The organism is Tersicoccus mangrovi, from assembly GCF_036881825.1.
GTDB lineage: Bacteria > Actinomycetota > Actinomycetes > Actinomycetales > Micrococcaceae > Tersicoccus > Tersicoccus mangrovi.
In genome coordinates this window covers 388,100-403,085 of the sequence record NZ_JBAJMW010000003.1, presented here as the reverse complement: position 1 = coordinate 403,085, position 14,986 = coordinate 388,100, and the positions used below count along the sequence as shown (strand labels likewise).

Here is a 14,986-nt window from a genome sequence, read left to right as displayed (position 1 = left end):
GACCGCAAGGTCTGTCCAGTACCCGGCGGATGTGGCCGAGATCACGCCAGGTCCGAAGCGTCCCTCGCGGGCCGGTGCAGCAGGCCGGCGAGGGCCAGCAGCGTCGCCTCGCCGCTCGGCCGGCCGATCAGTTGCACGCCCATCGGCAGCGACGGGGCATCGGGGGCGGCGGCCGTCCAGTGGGTCGTCGCGGTGATCGCGGGCAGGCCGACGACGTTGAGCACCGACGTCCACGGCGTGTACTGGCACTGCCGCCGGTAGTCGGTGTCCGCGTCGACGTCCCACTCCTGACCGGTGTACCAGCCGATGGGGCGGGGCGTGTCCGCCATCGCCGGCGTGAGCACGACGTCGAAGGGCGCGAACGCGGCGACCGTGTCCCACTCCAGACGCCGCAGGACGTCGAGGGCGCGGGCGAGGTCGACGGCGGGCCGGTTCTGCGCGCGAGCCCGGAACTCGCGGGCGAGCGGGGTGAGCCGGCGTTCGGCGTCCGCGTCGAGGTCGAGCATCCCGACGCCGGTCGTCCACACGGCGGAGAACGCGTCCGGGTAGCGGGGGTCCCAGTGCGGGTGCACCGGCTCGATCCGGTGGCCGTGGGCGTCGAGGACGGTGACGGCGGCGTCGAGCGCGGCGTGCGCGGCGGGGGAGACGGGCAGGTCGTAGGCCGAGGCGAAGGGCGAGTCCGTGGTGACGCCGATGCGCGGCGGCCGGCCGGTTCCGGCGACGGGCGGCGTGAAGGAGCCGGGCGCGAAGGACCCGGGCTCCGCGCTCAGCGCCCGGTGGTTGACGTCGCCGGCGAGCACGTCGAGCAGCAGGGCCGCGTCGTCGGCGGTCCGGGCGAGGGGACCGGCGACGGCCAGCCGGCCGAGGTCCGTCTGGCCCGAGCCCGTCGCGACCCGGCCGCGATTCGGCTTGAGCCCGATCAGGCCGCAGGCGGCGGCCGGGATCCGGACCGATCCGCCGCCGTCCGTGCCCACCGCGAACGGCAGCATCCCGGAAGCGACGGCGGCGGCGCTGCCCCCGGAGGAGCCGCCCGGGCTCAGCCGGGGGTCCTGGGGCAGCCGGGCCGGAGGGTGGGTGCGGCTCTCGCTGTGGCAGCTCAGCCCGAACTCGGGGACCTGGGTCTTGCCGACGAGGACGACTCCGGCCCGGCGCAGGCTCGCCGCCAGCGGTCCGTCCTCGGTGGGGACGGTCGCCGGCAGGGCCGCGGTGCCGTGACCCGTCGGGACGCCGGCGACGTCGGCCAGGTCCTTGATGCCCATCGGCAGGCCGTGCAGCGGGCCGACCGGTCCGGTCCGGGCGAACCGGTCGTCGAGGTCGGCGGCGTCGCGCATCGCCTGATCCGCCGTCACCGTGACGAACGCCCCAAGGGCCGGGTTGCGGGCCTCGATCACGGCCAGATGGTGGGCGGTGACCTCGCGGGCACTGAGCTGACCTGCGGCGAGAGCATCGCGGAGGTCCAGCGCGGACAGGGCGGCGAGGGAGTCGGTCATCGCTTCCGAGGCTATCGGAGGACCGGAACGTGCCGGAGTATCTATCATGTCCCCTATGCGCGCAGACCGAGAGGACCCGCCCCGCGGGGAACAGTCCGCTGTCCCGCGCCACGATCGCAGCCAGCGGTCCATCGCCCGACGTCCCGGTTACCCCCTGCTCCTGCTGCTGCAGCGGATGACCTCGGAGATCGAGTACTACGGTGCCCGGATGCGCCGGCGGGCCGGGGTGCGGCGGACCGACATGCATGCGGTCTCCGCCGTCGTCGAGGCCGAACGCGAGAACGAGGAGATGACGCCCGGCCGCCTCGGCGCGATGCTCGGCCTGTCCTCCTCCTCGGTGACGGCGCTGGTCGACCGGCTGTGCGAGGCGGGCCATCTCGACCGCGGCACCGCCCGGGCGGACGCCCGCCGGGTGGCGCTGCACGCGAACGACACCGGCCGGCAGGTGGCCATGGAGCTGTTCGATCCCCTCGATCACGCCCTGATGGAGGTGTTCGACCGGTACAGCCCATCCGAGCTCGACCTTTTCAGCCGGATGATCGGTGACCTCACCTCGGCCACGGCGGCAGCGGGGGGCGCCGAGCGTGCCACCTCGGGCGCCAACGGCTCACGACCGGACGGCGCACGGGCCGATCGAGCGCCCACGAACGGCACCGGTTCGAACGGTGCTGCGCCAGACGGTGCTGCGTCCACCGGTCGCACGCGCGGTGCCGCCGACTCCTGAGCCGACTCCTGTGCCGTCAGAAACGAACCGGGCCGGTGAACCGGTCTGGACGGGCGGCGGCGAGCAGGGACGCCTGCTCCACGAGCCACGGGCTGAACGCGAAGGGCGCGCCCGCGACCGCGTCGAGCAGGCCGGCCGGCGTCGACCACGCCACGTCCATCACCTCGTCGGGGCGCGGATCCAGGCGACCGGCGAGCATTCCGGTGAAGACCGGGCACACCTCGTGCTCGACGATGCCGCTCGCGTCGACCGCGCGGTACGCGAAGTCCGGCAGCGCCACCGCCAGCTCGCCCACCTCGACGCCCAGTTCCCGCTGGGCCCGGCGTCGGACGGCGTCGGCCATCTCCTCGCCGGGCGCCGGGTGACCGCAGAACGCATTCGTCCACACACCCGGCCAGGTCGCCTTGCCGAGCGCGCGCCGGGTCAGCAGCACCCGGCCGTCGCCATCGAACAGCCAGCACGAGAAGGCCAGGTGCAGGGGCGTGTCCGTGGTGTGCACCTCGGCCTTCCGTGCGACGCCCGACGGGCGGCGATCCTCGTCCAGCAGGACCACCAGCTCGGCCTCGCGGGTCGCGGCGGACGCGTCGGTGAGGGTGTCCATGTCCCCGATCCTAGATCGCCTTCTCGTTATTCGAGAGACGTGGGGTTGAATGGGGAGATGACGGTGCTCACAGCGTCGGGCGAGACGCAGTTCCTCGACGCGGTCGACGCGGCCCTGACCGGGTTCTTCGCTCGCGGCCGCGCCGGCGCGGACGGCCTGCCGCCCACGGTCGGCGACCTGTGGGACGCGCTCGCCTCCTCGGCGGCCGGCGGCAAGCGGATCCGCCCGCGGCTGCTCCTCTCGGTCGTCGACGGGTACGCGGGCCGCGGCCTCGACGACGCCGGTCCGCGCTGGTCGCCCGAGGACCCGGCCGTGGTCACCGCGGCGGCGCTCGAGCTGCTGCACACCGCTCTGGTGACGCACGATGACGTCATCGACCAGGACTTCGTCCGCCGCGGCAAGCCCAACGTCGCCGGCATCTACCGGCTCCGGGCCGCCGACGCCGGCTTCGACGACACGGTAGCGACCCAGCGGGGCCAGGCGGCCGCCATCATCGCCGGCGACGTCGCGCTCGCCGCCGCCTACCGGCTCGTCGCCTCCACCGGGGCTCCCGGCACGCCCGCCCTGCTCGACCTCATGGACGCGGCCGTGCACGCCGCGGCGGCCGGCGAGCTGCTCGACGTCGAGCACTCGGGACATCTGCGCATCCCCGCCGCCGACGTCGTGCTGCAGACCGCGCTACTCAAGACGGCGGTCTACTCCTTCGACGTGCCGCTGCAGGCCGGGGCCGTGCTGGCCGGTGCGCCCGCGGCGGACCGGGACCTGCTGTGCCGCATCGGGCAGGAGATCGGCACGGCCTACCAGCTGGTCGACGACCTGCTCGGCGTGTTCGGCGTCGAGTCCGCGACCGGCAAGACGACGACAGGCGACCTCACCGCGGTCAAGCACACGCTCCTGCTCTCCCACGCGTCGCGGCAGCCCGACTGGCCGACGGTCGCTCCGCTGCTGATCGGCCCCGGCGGGCCCCGGGACGTCGCGGCCCTGCGCGGGTACCTCGAGGGCAGCGGGTCCCGCGCCTACGTGGAGACCATGGTCCGCGAGCACGCCGAGCGGGCGCGCACCGCGGTCACCGGCTCCGCCCTGCCGGGCGCCCTGCGCGAGGACCTCGTCGTGCTCATCGACGCCGCCGTGGACCGGGTCCGATGACGGCCCGTCCCGCCGGCGACCGGCGTGAGTCCCCGTCCGTCGAGTCCCCGTCCGTCGAGTCCCCGTCCGCCGCGTCTGCCGCGTACTCTGCCGACGCGGAGACGCGCCGGCAGAGCTCGGCCCGGTACGACGACGTGGCCCAGCGCGCCGCCGCCGTCGTGATCGGCCGGTACTCGACGTCCTTCGGCACGGCCAGCCGGCTGCTGCCGCCCCGCCTGCGCCGGCACGTCAGCAATATCTACGCACTCGTCCGGGTGGCCGACGAGGCCGTGGACGGCGTCGGCGCCGAGCACGGGCTCGACGACGCGGCCGTGCTCGCGGCCCTCGACGAGCTGCAGGCCCAGACCGAGGAGGCCCTGCGCACTGGGTACAGCGCGAACGTCGTCGTCCACGCCTTCGCCCTGACCGCCCGCCGCACGGGAATCGGCCCCGAGCTGACCCGCCCGTTCTTCACCTCGATGCGCACCGACGCCCAGCGCTCCGAGCACGACGCCCGCAGCTTCGACGCCTACGTCCACGGCTCCGCCGAGGTGGTCGGCCAGATGTGCCTGCGGGCGTTCTTCGACGGGGCGACCGTGGACCCCGCCGAGCTCGCGACGCTCGACGACGGCGCCCGCCGGCTCGGTGCCGCATTCCAGAAGGTCAACTTCCTGCGCGACGTCGGCGCCGACGTGCAGACCCTCGGCCGCCGCTACTTCCCGGGCGTCGACCCGACGATGCTCAGCGAGAGCGAGAAACGGCGCCTCGTGGACGACATCGACGCCGACCTCGCGGCGGCGCGCGCGGTGATCGGCCGGTTGCCCGCCGGCAGTCGCGCGGCGGTGCTCGCCGCGCACGACCTGTTCGCCGAGCTGAACGCCCGGCTGCGGCGCACCCCCGCCGCGGACCTGCTGACCACGCGGGTGAGCGTGCCCACCGGCCGCAAGGCACTCATCGTCGCCGGGGCCGTCGCGGCCGCCCGCCGGGGACCGGCATGACGGCGACCGAGGAGGGCGTCGTTGCGTCGACCGCGGCCGCCGCGGACGGGCGACGCCGGGTGGCCGTCATCGGTGGCGGCATCAGCGGGCTGGCCACCGCGGGGCTGCTCGCCCGGCTCGGCCACGACGTCACGGTGCTCGAACAGCAGGAGACCGTGGGAGGCCGGGCGGGACGCTGGTCCGCCGACGGGTTCCGCTTCGACACGGGACCGTCCTGGTACCTCATGCCCGACGTGTTCGACCACTGGTTCGCGCTCATGGGCTCCTCCGCCGCGGCCGAACTCGACCTGGAGCGCCTCGACCCGGGCTACCGGGTGTACTTCCGCGACGGCGGGCCGCCCGCGGACGTGCCCGCCGGACGCGAGCGGGCGATGGCCCTGTTCGAGTCCTACGAGCCCGGCGCGGGGGCTCGGCTGGCCCGGTACCTCGACTCCGCCGCCGACGCCTACCGGCTGGCCCTGGCCCACTTCCTCTACACCAGCTACCAGTCCTTCCGGCCGCTGCTGAACCGCGAGGTGCTCACCGGGCTGCCGCGGCTGGCCCGGCTGCTCACCGAGTCCCTGCAGCACCGCGCCGCCCGGACGGTGAAGGACCGGCGGCTGCGGCAGCTGCTCGGCTACCCGGCCGTCTTCCTCGCCTCCGCGCCGGACCGCACGCCGAGCCTCTACCACCTGCTCTCCCACCTGGACCTGCAGGACGGCGTCTTCTACCCGCGCGGAGGCTTCGCGGCGCTGATCGACGCCGTCGAACGGCTCGCCCGGCAGGCCGGCGCGCAGGTGCGCACCGGCGCGACGGTCACGGCGATCACCACCGAGCCCGCTCCCGGTTCCGGCTTCCGCCACCGGGCCACGGGGGTGCGCTACCGGACCGCCGACGGCGCCGAGCACCACCTGGCCGCCGACGCCGTCGTCAGCGCCGCCGACCTGCACCACACCGAGACCACGCTGCTGCCCCGCGACCTGCAGACCCTGCCGGAGCGGTTCTGGCGACGCCGGCTGCCCGGGCCGGGCGCCATCCTGCTGCTGCTCGGCGTGCGGGGTGAACTGCCGCAGCTCGCGCACCACACGCTCGTCTTCACCGAGGACTGGGACGCGAACTTCTCCGCCATCTTCGGTCGGGACCGGCACGTGCCCGAGCCGGCGTCCATGTACGTCTCGCGCACGTCGGCGACGGACGCGACGGCGGCCCCGCCCGGTCACGAGAACCTCTTCGTCCTCGTGCCTGTGCCGGCCGACCCGGACCTCGGCCGCGGCGGTGTCGACGGCGCCGGCGACGCCGGCCTCGAGGCCACCGCGGACCGGCTCATCGCGCAACTGGCCGCGGACCTGGACGTGCCGGACCTCGCCGAGCGCGTCGTCGTGCGGCGGGTCATCGGGCCCGGCGACTTCGCGGCGGACCTCAACGCGTGGAGCGGCACCTCGCTCGGCCCGGCCCACACGCTGCGGCAGAGCGCGTTCCTGCGCGGCCCGGTGGTCAGCTCCCGTGTGGCCGGCCTGTCCTACTGCGGCTCGAGCACCCAGCCCGGCGTCGGGCTCCCGATGTGCCTGATCAGCGCGGAGAACCTCGTCAAGCGCCTGCACGGGGACGTGTCGACGGTCCCGCTGCGGGAACCGCTCGGCCCGGACTCCTTCCGGGTGCCGCGCCGGTGAGCGGCTTCCTCTACGCCGGCTGCCTGCTCGCCGGGCTCGCCGCGATGGCCGCGATCGACGCCCGATGGCGGCTCTTCGTGTTCGCGGGCCGGCCGGTGCGCGCGCTGCTGACCCTGCTCGCGGGCGTCGCCTTCTTCATCGGGTGGGACGCGGCCGGCATCGGGCTCGGCGTGTTCTTCCGTGGCGCGGGCCCGTATCTGAGCGGCATCGTGCTCGGCCCCGAGTTCCCGGTCGAGGAACTGCTGTTCCTCGCGTTCCTGTGCTGGCTGACCATGAACCTGTGGCTGCTGGCCACCCGGCTGCTGGCCACGGGCCGGGTGACGGCGGTCCCCGAGCACGACCGCGACGTGCGCGCCGTTCTCCAGGCCGACGAGCCCGACGACGCCGATCGGCCCGTCCACCGAACCGTCCACCGCGCGGAGCCGGGCCGATGACCTACACCGCCCTCAACGTCGTCGTCCTGCTCGTGGCCGGGGTGTTCGCCGTCCTCGCGCATCGCGTGGCGAATCGGCGCCGGCACGACGGCGGGGGAGCGGTGACCGACCACGCCGAGGACGCAGGACGACCGGACCGGCCCTGGTACCGGCGTCACCCGCGGCGCACCGCGGCGCTCGCGACGCTGGTGATCCTGCTCGTGCTCGCGACGGTGTTCGACTCGGTGATCGTCGGCGTGGGTCTCGTCGCGTACGACCGGAGCCGGATCAGCGGCTTCTACGCGGGCCTTGCCCCCGTCGAGGACCTGGCCTACGTCGTCGGCGCGGTGCTCGTGCTGCCCGCGGTCTGGCGGCTGCTGGGCACCGGGCGTTCCCGGCCCGAGCCCGGGCGCCGGCGAAGCGCGGGCCGAGGCATCGACAACCGGGACGGGAGCGGGCGATGAGCGCTGTCGCGACCCTGCCCCGCCGCTTGGTCACCTCGTCCCGGCCTCTGTCGTGGATCAACACCGCCTACCCCTTCGCGGCGGCGTACCTGCTGACCGTCGGGCGGATCGACGTGACCTTCGTCGTCGGCACGATCTTCTTCCTGGTCCCGTACAACCTCGCGATGTACGGCATCAACGACGTCTTCGACTACGAGAGCGACCTCCGCAATCCCCGCAAGGGCGGCGTCGAGGGCGCCGTGCTGGACCCGTCCGTGCACCGGGCGACCCTGTGGGCGGCGGTGCTCGTGTGCCTGCCGTTCGTCGTCTACCTGTACGCGGTGTCCGGGCCGGTGGCCGCGCTCGTGCTGACGGTGAGCCTGTTCGCAGTCGTCGCGTACAGCGCGCCGCGGCTGCGGTTCAAGGAGCGCGCGTTCGTCGACTCCCTGACCTCGAGCACCCACTTCGTCTCCCCGGCGGTGTTCGGCCTGACCGTCGCGCACGCGACCTGGACGCCCGCGCTCGTGGCCGTCGCCGTCGGCTTCTTCTGCTGGGGCGTGGCGAGCCAGGCGTTCGGCGCCGTCCAGGACATCGGGCCGGACCGGGAGGCGGGCCTCGGCTCGGTCGCCACGGTGATCGGGGCGCGGCCGACGGTGTGGTTCGCCGCCGCCGTCTACGCGCTCGCCGGCGTGCTGCTCCTGTTCGCGACGCCCCCCGGGCCTCTCGCGGCCCTGCTCGCCCTGCCGTACATCGCCAACGTGCTGCGGTTCCGGTCGGTCACGGACACGACGGCCGAGCGCACCAACGCCGGCTGGCACACCTTCCTGTGGCTGAACTACGTGACCGGTTTCCTCGTCACGATGCTGCTCATCTGGTGGGCGATGACGCGCTGAGCGACGGTTGGTTCGCTGAGGCCCAGCCCGGTTCACGAGCCCTCGGCGTCGTCCTTCCGGTCGGCGTGGCGGCCGACGGCCTGCGGGTAGACGAGCAGGATCAGCACCAGCAGGACGGCCAGCACGCCGCCGGCGGCCCAGCCGGCGCCGGGCCCGACCACGACGTGGACGATGAACGTCAGGCAACCCGTCAGCATCAGCGCGATGCCGCCGACCATGAGCTTGATCAGGGCGTCACCGTTGCTCACCAGCACCGGCTTGCGGTGGTGGCGGAAGAGCGTCCGATGCAGGCTCACGGGGGCGAGCATGAGCGCCGTCGTCAGGCACGCGAGCACCACGAGGCCGAGGTAGAGCACGCGCCCGGCGCCGTCGAGCTGGGAGAACCGCTGCTGGAACGGCAGCGTGAGCAGGAACCCGGTGATGATCTGGACGCCGATCTGCATCACCCGGATCTCCTGGAGCAGTTCGTTCCAGTTCCGGTCCGCCCGCTCCTCGGTGGTCTCCTCGCGCCCCGGGTCGCCGTGGGGCGTGGCTTCGGTGCCGGAACGCTCGGACACGGGTGCTCCTGACGGTCGGACGAGAATGACCCTCCCATTCTCGCAAGACCGGCGTCCCGTCATGATGCCGACGGACCGCGGCCGTCGTCCGGGGGTGGACTAGGCTGCAACCGTGGATTCCCTGCCGAGCGTCACGGTCGACGCGATCACCGAGAAGACCACCGTGCTGGACGTGCGGGAGGACGACGAGTGGGAGGCCGGGCACATCGCCCACGCGCAGCACATCCCGCTCGGTGACGTCATGTCCCGCTACAGCGAGCTGCCTGCCGACGAGGAGATCCACGTCATCTGCCGCAGCGGCGGCCGGTCGGCACGGGTCACCGCGTGGCTGAACCAGAACGGATTCGACGCGGTGAACGTCTCCGGCGGCATGGGCGCCTGGATGGATGCGCAGCGCGACATGGTCTCTGAGACCGGCGCCGCGCCCTACGTCAAGTGAGCCCCACTCCGTGAGCCCCGACGGATCGAGCGACGAGAGCTACGCCTACCTCGGCCCCGAACTGACGTTCACCGAGTCGGCCCTGCTCACCGTTCCCGGCGCCGCCCAGGCGCGCCGGGTGCCCGCGACGAGCGTCAACGCCGCCCTGCAGCTCGTGCTCGACGGGGAGGTCGGCGCCGCGATGGTGCCGATCGAGAACTCCGTCGAGGGCGGCGTCACCGCGACCCTGGACGCGATCGCCGTCAGCGACGAGCTGCGCATCATCCGGGAGGTCGTCGTCCCCGTCCGCTTCAACCTTCTGGCCCGGCCGGGAACGCGGCTCGAGGACGTGCACCTCGTCGCGACCCACAGCCACGCGATCGCCCAGTGCCGCGGCTGGGTGGACGAACACCTGCCCGCCGCCGAGTACCTGCCGTCGAGTTCGACGGCGGCCGCCGGCGTCGCCCTCACGGGCCCCGGCCCGTGGCCGTGGGACGCCGCGATCTGCGCGCCCGTCGTCGGCGAGCGGTACGGCCTGGCCGTCCTCGCCGAGGACATCGGGGACCGGACCGGCGCCGTCACCCGGTTCGTGCTCGTCAGCCGCCCGCGACCGCTGCCGCCGCGCACCGGCTCGGACAAGACGACGATCGTCGTCCCCCTGCCGGACGACCACCCCGGCGCCCTGATGGAGATCCTCGGCCAGTTCTCCGCCCGCGGCGTCAACCTCTCACGCATCGAGTCCCGTCCCACCGGCGCCTACCTGGGGGACTACTTCTTCAGCATCGACGCCGAGGGCCACCTCGAGGACGCCCGCGTGGCCGACGCGCTCGCGGGCCTGCACCGGATCAGCCCCGCGACCCGCTTCCTCGGCTCCTACCCCCGCGCCGACGACGGGATCCCCTCCGTGCCGCGGCACCACCGCGACCAGGCGTTCGAGGACGCCGACCGGTGGATCCGCTCCCTGGGTGCCGGAAAGATCCAGTCGGACACCGCCGAGCGCTGAGCCCCGCCGGATTGAGCGGCCGGGGCGTCACCGCTTAGGCTGAACGATCTGCGCTTCACCCGGCTCGACCGGGCGGCGCGACCGTGACACCGACAGCGGCGCGAGGCCGCGAGAAGGAGCGCATCACCGTGAACGAGATTCCCGACCGGTCCGACGACGGCGAGATCGTCAACCCCGAGCTCCAGTACGAGCCGAACGCCTCCGGCACCGACGACGACATCGCCCGCGACGAGGCCGACGAGGCCAACGACATGCGTTTCGCCGAGGAGACCGAGGCCATCGCGCGCCAGTCCCGCGGCGACGACGAGCTGCAGGTCTCGCAGGGCGAGAAGGACGTCGAGAAGGACTTCAACCAGTCCTGACGTGACCGGCGGCGGCCTCACCGGCCGCCGCCGCTCCCGGTCTCGCCGGATCAGGCGGGGTTGCTGAGCTGCTTGTCCATCTTCGGCGCCAGCACGCGCACGGTCAGCGCGCCCGGATTAACGGTGACCCGCATGGCCACGGCGTCACCGGTCTCGTCGCCGTCCACCTGCGTCATCAGCGCGTTCTGCGTGCTGATCTGGGCTTCCCTGGAGTTGTAGTAACGGATCGCCGGCAGCGAGCGGCGGTGCTTGAACACCACCTTGCCGAGCACGGCGAACCACTCGAGCACGTTCCGCGGCGCCATGATGACGACGTTGAGGGTGCCGTCGTCGATGACGGCGTCGGGGATGAAGTCGATGCCCCCGGGAAGCAGGCCGCAGTTGGCGACCAGGACGCTGCGCATCCGGAACCGCTTGCGTCCGCGGTCGTCCAGGTCCATCTCCACGACGTGGCGGTGGCCCACGAGCTTGCGCATGCCGGCCTCGCCGTAGGCGAGCCAGCTGATCTTGGACTTCAGGTCGTCGCGGGTCCCGGCGATCACCTCGGCGTCGAACCCGATGCCGGCCATCACCAGGCCGGTGTGTTCGTCGGCCGAGCCGTCCTGCCGCTCCAGCCGCACCGTCGACGTGTCGATCGCCCGGTGCACCCCGAAGATCGCCGCCTCGATGTTGCCGACGAGATCGTCCGGGTCGATGTCGAGGTTGCGGGCCAGCAGGTTGCCGGTGCCCAGCGGCACGATGCCCATGGGCACGTCGGTGCCCGCGAGGGCGTGCGCGACCATGCGGATCGTGCCGTCCCCGCCGCCGGCGAGCACGACGTCGGGCTCGTGCGCCAGGGCGTCGCGGGTCATCTGCACGCCCGCGTCGTCCTCGGTGGTCTCGAAGAACCGGGGTTCCTCCCACCCCTGCTCGCGGCAGAGCGCGGAGACGCGCATGCGCGCCTCGTCGGCGTTGCCCTTGATCGGGTTGATCACGACGGCGATCCGCTGCGGACCCTCGTGTGCGGGGCTCGTCTCGCCGCCCACGGCGGAGCGGGAATGCCGCGCCCGCATCGCCTGGACGGACGGCAGATTGCTCACCCGGGAACTGCCGGTCAGGGTCGCGACGGCGCGCGCGATCAGCGGCACTCGGGTCTCGGTCATGCGCCCCATGCTATCGGCGCGACGGGCGCGCGGGGGCCGGGATCGGCGGGAGTGCCACGGGACCGTGCCTACTGAACGGTGCCTGCTGGACCGTGCCTCCTGGACGGTGCCTATTGAACCGTGCCTATTGAACCGTGCGGTGCAGCCGGACCGCGTTGCGCATCGCCATCGCCACCGTCATCGGCCCGACCCGGGGGATGAATGCCCCGGCGGTCTCGGTGATGTCGTCGGTGAAGTTGCGGAACTCGGCGAAGTTGGCGCAGATCGCGCCGGGCTTGATCTCGTCCGGCCCGATCAGGTCGAAGCTGCGCGACGGGACGCCGGTGACGACGACGTCGGCGCGGGCCAGCGCCTCCTGCCGGCTCATCGACGTCGGCTGGATGACGTGGGACTGGCGGCCGATCGCCGGAGCGAACCGGAGGGCGCCGTCGATGTCGATCGAGATGACCTCGGCGCCGTCGTTGGCGAGCATGGCCGAGAGCGGGCGGCCGACGATCTCGGACCGGTTGATCACGCACGCCGTCACCCCCTGCAGCGGCGCGTCCGAACCCGTCCCGGTCAGACCGGCCCGCAGCAGGAGCTTGAGCAGGGCCAGCGGCGTGCACGGCAGGATCGCCGGCGTCGTGCGGCCCTCGTCGAGGTACCGGCGGTTCTCGTAGAGGTAGCGGCTCCAGAAGGAGTGCATGCCCTCGACGTCCTTGCGCGGGTCGACGAGTTCGCGCAGCCACCGGTCCCCGCCGGGCCCGTGGAGCGGGTAGTAGAGGAAGAGGCCGTGCACGTCGGGGTCCGCGTTGGCTTCCCCGATCGCCCGCTCGGCGTCCGCGGGATCCACGTGCCGCAGGTCGAAGTCGATGCCGACCGACTCGCAACCGATCCGCGTGTACCGCGCGTAGGTCGCGGCCGGCCCGGACTCCTGCGCCAGCAGCCCGACGATCCGCACCCGGTGGTCCAGCGCATCCAGGTCGGCGCGGATCTTCGCCCGGTAGTCCGCCGCCAGCTCCGCGGGATCGATGATGGTCGCGGTCACGTCAGTCCTCCTGGGGGTGGGAGAGCGCGGGGCGCAGGCGGCGGTGTGCGGCCTCGAGTCGGTCCAGGGCCGCGTCGCGGCGGGAGGTTAAGGCGTCGCGGGCCTGGCCGTCGAGTGAGGGGAGGTTGATCTCGACGGTGTGCAGGGCGGCGTGGAAGGAGCCGGCCAGGATGTCGGCTCCGGCGAGGACGTCGCTGCGCACGTGGTCGTCGACCCGGTCCACGACGGTGCCGGCGAACTCGACGGCGTCGGTGATCGCCTCGGCCAGGGCCAGCGGCACCTCCGTCGCGGCCTCGCTCGCGTCGGCCACCGCCCGCTTCCGGTCCTGGCCCTCCGCGCCCTCGCGGGACAGGCGGTAGGCGCGCATGAGGGTCTCGAACGCGGTGACGTCGGCGGCGGCCGCCTCGGCGAGGGTGTCGGCGAGCTCATCGCCGCGGCGGGCGTCGTCGTCCCACCCGTGCTTCACGGCGTCGGCATCCCCGGTGGTCTCCCGGGCCGCCTTGCGGGCGGTGATGGCCACGGCCATCTGGACGAGGCTCACCCCGAGGGTGGCGGTCACGGAGGAGACGGAACCGCCGCCCGGCGTCGGCGCGGCACCGGCGGTACGGCGCCGGAACTCGGCCAGCGGGAGGGACCACAGGTCCTCGTGGTCCTCGGCGGAGGGGGCGGGGGCAGCGTCATGGTCGGCCATCGACACCATCGTAGGGTGCGCAGTCCGGGCCGCGGATGCGTGACCCGTAGGATTGGCCCGTGATCGATCTGAACGAACTCCGCGAGGACCCAGACCGTTTCGTCACGTCGCAGCGCGCTCGGGGGGCCGACGAGTCCCTCGTGAAGCGCATGCTCGACGCCGACAGTTCCCGCCGGACGGCGATCACCTCGTATGAGTCCCTGCGTGCCCAGCAGAACGCCTTCGGCAAGCAGGTCGCGAAGGCCTCCGGCGACGAGAAGGCGCAGCTGCTGACGCAGGTCAAGGAGCTTGCGGGCCGGGTCAAGACCGCCCAGGCCGACGCCGACGCCGCGCAGGCCGAGCTGGACGGCCTCGCCCGCACGATGCCCAACGTCGTCATCGACGGCGTTCCCGCGGGCGGCGAGGACGACTTCACCGTGCTGCGCGAGGTCGGCACCAGGCGCGACTTCGCCGCGGAGGGTTTCGAGCCGCGCGACCACCTGGCCCTCGGTGAGCCGCTCGGGATCGACATGGAGCGGGGCGCGAAGGTCTCCGGCGCCCGGTTCTTCTTCCTCAAGGGCGCGATGGCGCGCCTCGAGCTCGGCCTGCTGTCCATGGCCATGGACCAGGCCGCGGAGGCCGGATTCGTCCCGATGATCACGCCGACCCTGGTGCGCCGCGAGACGATGGCCGGCACCGGTTTCGACGTCCAGCACGACGACGAGATCTACCAGCTGCCCAAGGACGACCTGTACCTGGTCGGCACGTCCGAGGTCGCCATCGCCGGCTACCACGCCGACGAGATCGTCGACCTGGCCGACGGCCCCCTCCGGTACGCCGGCTGGTCCTCCTGCTACCGGCGCGAGGCCGGTTCGCACGGCAAGGACACCCGCGGCATCATCCGCGTGCACCAGTTCAACAAGGTGGAGATGTTCACCTACACCACGGTCGAGGACTCCTACGCGGAGCACGAGCGGCTGCTGGCGTGGGAGGAGGAGATGCTCGGCAAGTGCGAGCTCGCCTACCGCGTCATCGACATCGCCGCCGGCGACCTCGGCACCTCCGCGGCCCGCAAGTTCGACTGCGAGGCGTGGGTGCCGAGCCAGAACCGGTACCGCGAGCTGACCTCGACGTCGAACTGCACGACGTTCCAGGCGCGCCGCCTGAACATCCGCGAGCGGGTCACGGCGGCCGACGGCAGCAAGGCCGGCACCCGCATGGTCGCGACCCTGAACGGCACGCTGGCGACCACCCGCTGGATGGTCGCCATCCTCGAGCAGCACCAGCAGGCCGACGGGTCGATCCGGGTGCCCGATGCGCTGCGCCCGTACGTGGGCGGGATGGCCGAGCTGCGGCCGTAGTCGGGTTCGCTCCTGTTCCTGACCGCGTATCCGACGCGTTCGCCTGACGCTGTTCACCCGGCTTTCACCCGGGTGTCCCGCCGCGTCCGGCGGACGGTCAGGGGTGCGTG

17 protein-coding genes are annotated in these 14,986 nt (G+C 73.1%); 11 read left to right on the top strand and 6 right to left on the bottom strand.

Annotation, left to right across the window (positions count from 1 at the left end):
* Window positions 1-41: 41 nt before the first annotated feature.
* Complete coding sequence (locus tag V6N00_RS08015) at window positions 42-1,490, bottom strand: amidase (RefSeq protein WP_334231548.1); 1,449 nt, start codon at window positions 1,488-1,490, stop codon at window positions 42-44.
* A gap of 55 nt (window positions 1,491-1,545) precedes the next feature.
* Between V6N00_RS08015 and V6N00_RS08010 the strand changes: the two genes are divergently transcribed.
* Window positions 1,546-2,214, top strand: a complete 669-nt coding sequence (locus V6N00_RS08010) for a MarR family winged helix-turn-helix transcriptional regulator (RefSeq protein ID WP_334231547.1) — start codon at window positions 1,546-1,548, stop codon at window positions 2,212-2,214.
* A gap of 16 nt (window positions 2,215-2,230) precedes the next feature.
* Here V6N00_RS08010 and idi read toward each other — a convergent pair whose 3' ends face one another.
* Window positions 2,231-2,815 (bottom strand): isopentenyl-diphosphate Delta-isomerase, encoded by a 585-nt coding sequence (gene idi / locus V6N00_RS08005; protein ID WP_334231546.1) that lies wholly within the window; start codon window positions 2,813-2,815, stop codon window positions 2,231-2,233.
* A gap of 57 nt (window positions 2,816-2,872) precedes the next feature.
* Between idi and V6N00_RS08000 the strand changes: the two genes are divergently transcribed.
* The 6 genes from V6N00_RS08000 to V6N00_RS07975 are packed head-to-tail and all read left to right on the top strand — an operon-like array spanning window position 2,873 to window position 8,336.
* Window positions 2,873-3,961, top strand: a complete 1,089-nt coding sequence (locus V6N00_RS08000) for a polyprenyl synthetase family protein (protein ID WP_334231545.1) — start codon at window positions 2,873-2,875, stop codon at window positions 3,959-3,961.
* Window positions 3,958-4,938, top strand: coding sequence for a phytoene/squalene synthase family protein (locus tag V6N00_RS07995; protein ID WP_334231544.1), 981 nt, complete (start codon window positions 3,958-3,960; stop codon window positions 4,936-4,938). The genes V6N00_RS08000 and V6N00_RS07995 overlap by 4 nt, the downstream gene beginning before the upstream one ends.
* Window positions 4,935-6,587 carry a phytoene desaturase family protein gene (gene crtI / locus V6N00_RS07990; protein ID WP_334231543.1) on the top strand — a complete coding sequence of 551 codons (1,653 nt, stop codon included), beginning with the start codon at window positions 4,935-4,937 and terminating at the stop codon, window positions 6,585-6,587. Before V6N00_RS07995 ends, crtI begins: the two co-directional genes overlap by 4 nt.
* Window positions 6,584-7,021 carry a lycopene cyclase domain-containing protein gene (locus tag V6N00_RS07985; RefSeq protein WP_334231542.1) on the top strand — a complete coding sequence of 146 codons (438 nt, stop codon included), beginning with the start codon at window positions 6,584-6,586 and terminating at the stop codon, window positions 7,019-7,021. The genes crtI and V6N00_RS07985 overlap by 4 nt, the downstream gene beginning before the upstream one ends.
* On the top strand, window positions 7,018-7,464 hold the full coding sequence (locus V6N00_RS07980; RefSeq protein ID WP_334231541.1) for a lycopene cyclase domain-containing protein: 447 nt from the start codon (window positions 7,018-7,020) through the stop codon (window positions 7,462-7,464). Before V6N00_RS07985 ends, V6N00_RS07980 begins: the two co-directional genes overlap by 4 nt.
* Window positions 7,461-8,336 (top strand): prenyltransferase, encoded by an 876-nt coding sequence (locus V6N00_RS07975; RefSeq protein WP_334231540.1) that lies wholly within the window; start codon window positions 7,461-7,463, stop codon window positions 8,334-8,336. Before V6N00_RS07980 ends, V6N00_RS07975 begins: the two co-directional genes overlap by 4 nt.
* Before the next feature lie 32 nt (window positions 8,337-8,368).
* Here the strand turns inward: V6N00_RS07975 and V6N00_RS07970 are convergent, their stop codons facing one another.
* Window positions 8,369-8,893 carry a DUF6328 family protein gene (locus V6N00_RS07970; RefSeq protein ID WP_334231539.1) on the bottom strand — a complete coding sequence of 175 codons (525 nt, stop codon included), beginning with the start codon at window positions 8,891-8,893 and terminating at the stop codon, window positions 8,369-8,371.
* 112 nt (window positions 8,894-9,005) lie between these two features.
* On the opposite strand from V6N00_RS07970, the gene V6N00_RS07965 reads away from it, so the two are divergent.
* From V6N00_RS07965 to V6N00_RS07955, 3 genes are all read left to right on the top strand, one after another.
* Window positions 9,006-9,332 (top strand): rhodanese-like domain-containing protein, encoded by a 327-nt coding sequence (locus tag V6N00_RS07965; protein ID WP_334231538.1) that lies wholly within the window; start codon window positions 9,006-9,008, stop codon window positions 9,330-9,332.
* A gap of 10 nt (window positions 9,333-9,342) precedes the next feature.
* Window positions 9,343-10,314 carry a prephenate dehydratase gene (gene pheA / locus V6N00_RS07960; protein WP_334231537.1) on the top strand — a complete coding sequence of 324 codons (972 nt, stop codon included), beginning with the start codon at window positions 9,343-9,345 and terminating at the stop codon, window positions 10,312-10,314.
* Window positions 10,315-10,442: 128 nt separating this feature from the next.
* The gene (locus V6N00_RS07955; RefSeq protein WP_334231536.1) at window positions 10,443-10,676 is read left to right on the top strand and encodes a hypothetical protein; all 234 of its coding nucleotides are present in this window, start codon (window positions 10,443-10,445) and stop codon (window positions 10,674-10,676) included.
* A gap of 50 nt (window positions 10,677-10,726) precedes the next feature.
* Here V6N00_RS07955 and V6N00_RS07950 read toward each other — a convergent pair whose 3' ends face one another.
* From V6N00_RS07950 to V6N00_RS07940, 3 genes are all read right to left on the bottom strand, one after another.
* On the bottom strand, window positions 10,727-11,818 hold the full coding sequence (locus tag V6N00_RS07950; protein WP_334231535.1) for a diacylglycerol/lipid kinase family protein: 1,092 nt from the start codon (window positions 11,816-11,818) through the stop codon (window positions 10,727-10,729).
* A gap of 124 nt (window positions 11,819-11,942) precedes the next feature.
* Window positions 11,943-12,845: a bifunctional methylenetetrahydrofolate dehydrogenase/methenyltetrahydrofolate cyclohydrolase gene (locus tag V6N00_RS07945; RefSeq protein WP_334231534.1), complete on the bottom strand. Its 903-nt coding sequence runs from the start codon at window positions 12,843-12,845 to the stop codon at window positions 11,943-11,945.
* A gap of 1 nt (window position 12,846) precedes the next feature.
* Window positions 12,847-13,536, bottom strand: coding sequence for a cyclodeaminase/cyclohydrolase family protein (locus V6N00_RS07940; protein ID WP_334231533.1), 690 nt, complete (start codon window positions 13,534-13,536; stop codon window positions 12,847-12,849).
* Between the two features lie 59 nt (window positions 13,537-13,595).
* Between V6N00_RS07940 and serS the strand changes: the two genes are divergently transcribed.
* Window positions 13,596-14,876: a serine--tRNA ligase gene (gene serS, locus V6N00_RS07935; protein WP_334231532.1), complete on the top strand. Its 1,281-nt coding sequence runs from the start codon at window positions 13,596-13,598 to the stop codon at window positions 14,874-14,876.
* Window positions 14,877-14,986: the final 110 nt, after the last annotated feature.

Excerpts from the sequence above, each read along its gene's own strand:
- V6N00_RS07980 (WP_334231541.1), top strand. The coding sequence starts at position 7,018 with ATGACCTACACCGCCCTCAACGTCGTCGTCCTGCTCGTGGCCGGGGTG.
- V6N00_RS07995 (WP_334231544.1), top strand. The coding sequence starts at position 3,958 with ATGACGGCCCGTCCCGCCGGCGACCGGCGTGAGTCCCCGTCCGTCGAG.
- V6N00_RS07940 (WP_334231533.1), bottom strand. The coding sequence starts at position 13,536 with ATGGCCGACCATGACGCTGCCCCCGCCCCCTCCGCCGAGGACCACGAG.
- V6N00_RS08010 (WP_334231547.1), top strand. The coding sequence starts at position 1,546 with ATGCGCGCAGACCGAGAGGACCCGCCCCGCGGGGAACAGTCCGCTGTC.
- V6N00_RS07975 (WP_334231540.1), top strand. The coding sequence starts at position 7,461 with ATGAGCGCTGTCGCGACCCTGCCCCGCCGCTTGGTCACCTCGTCCCGG.
- idi (WP_334231546.1), bottom strand. The coding sequence starts at position 2,815 with ATGGACACCCTCACCGACGCGTCCGCCGCGACCCGCGAGGCCGAGCTG.
- V6N00_RS07950 (WP_334231535.1), bottom strand. The coding sequence starts at position 11,818 with ATGACCGAGACCCGAGTGCCGCTGATCGCGCGCGCCGTCGCGACCCTG.
- crtI (WP_334231543.1), top strand. The coding sequence starts at position 4,935 with ATGACGGCGACCGAGGAGGGCGTCGTTGCGTCGACCGCGGCCGCCGCG.
- V6N00_RS08000 (WP_334231545.1), top strand. The coding sequence starts at position 2,873 with ATGACGGTGCTCACAGCGTCGGGCGAGACGCAGTTCCTCGACGCGGTC.
- V6N00_RS08015 (WP_334231548.1), bottom strand. The coding sequence starts at position 1,490 with ATGACCGACTCCCTCGCCGCCCTGTCCGCGCTGGACCTCCGCGATGCT.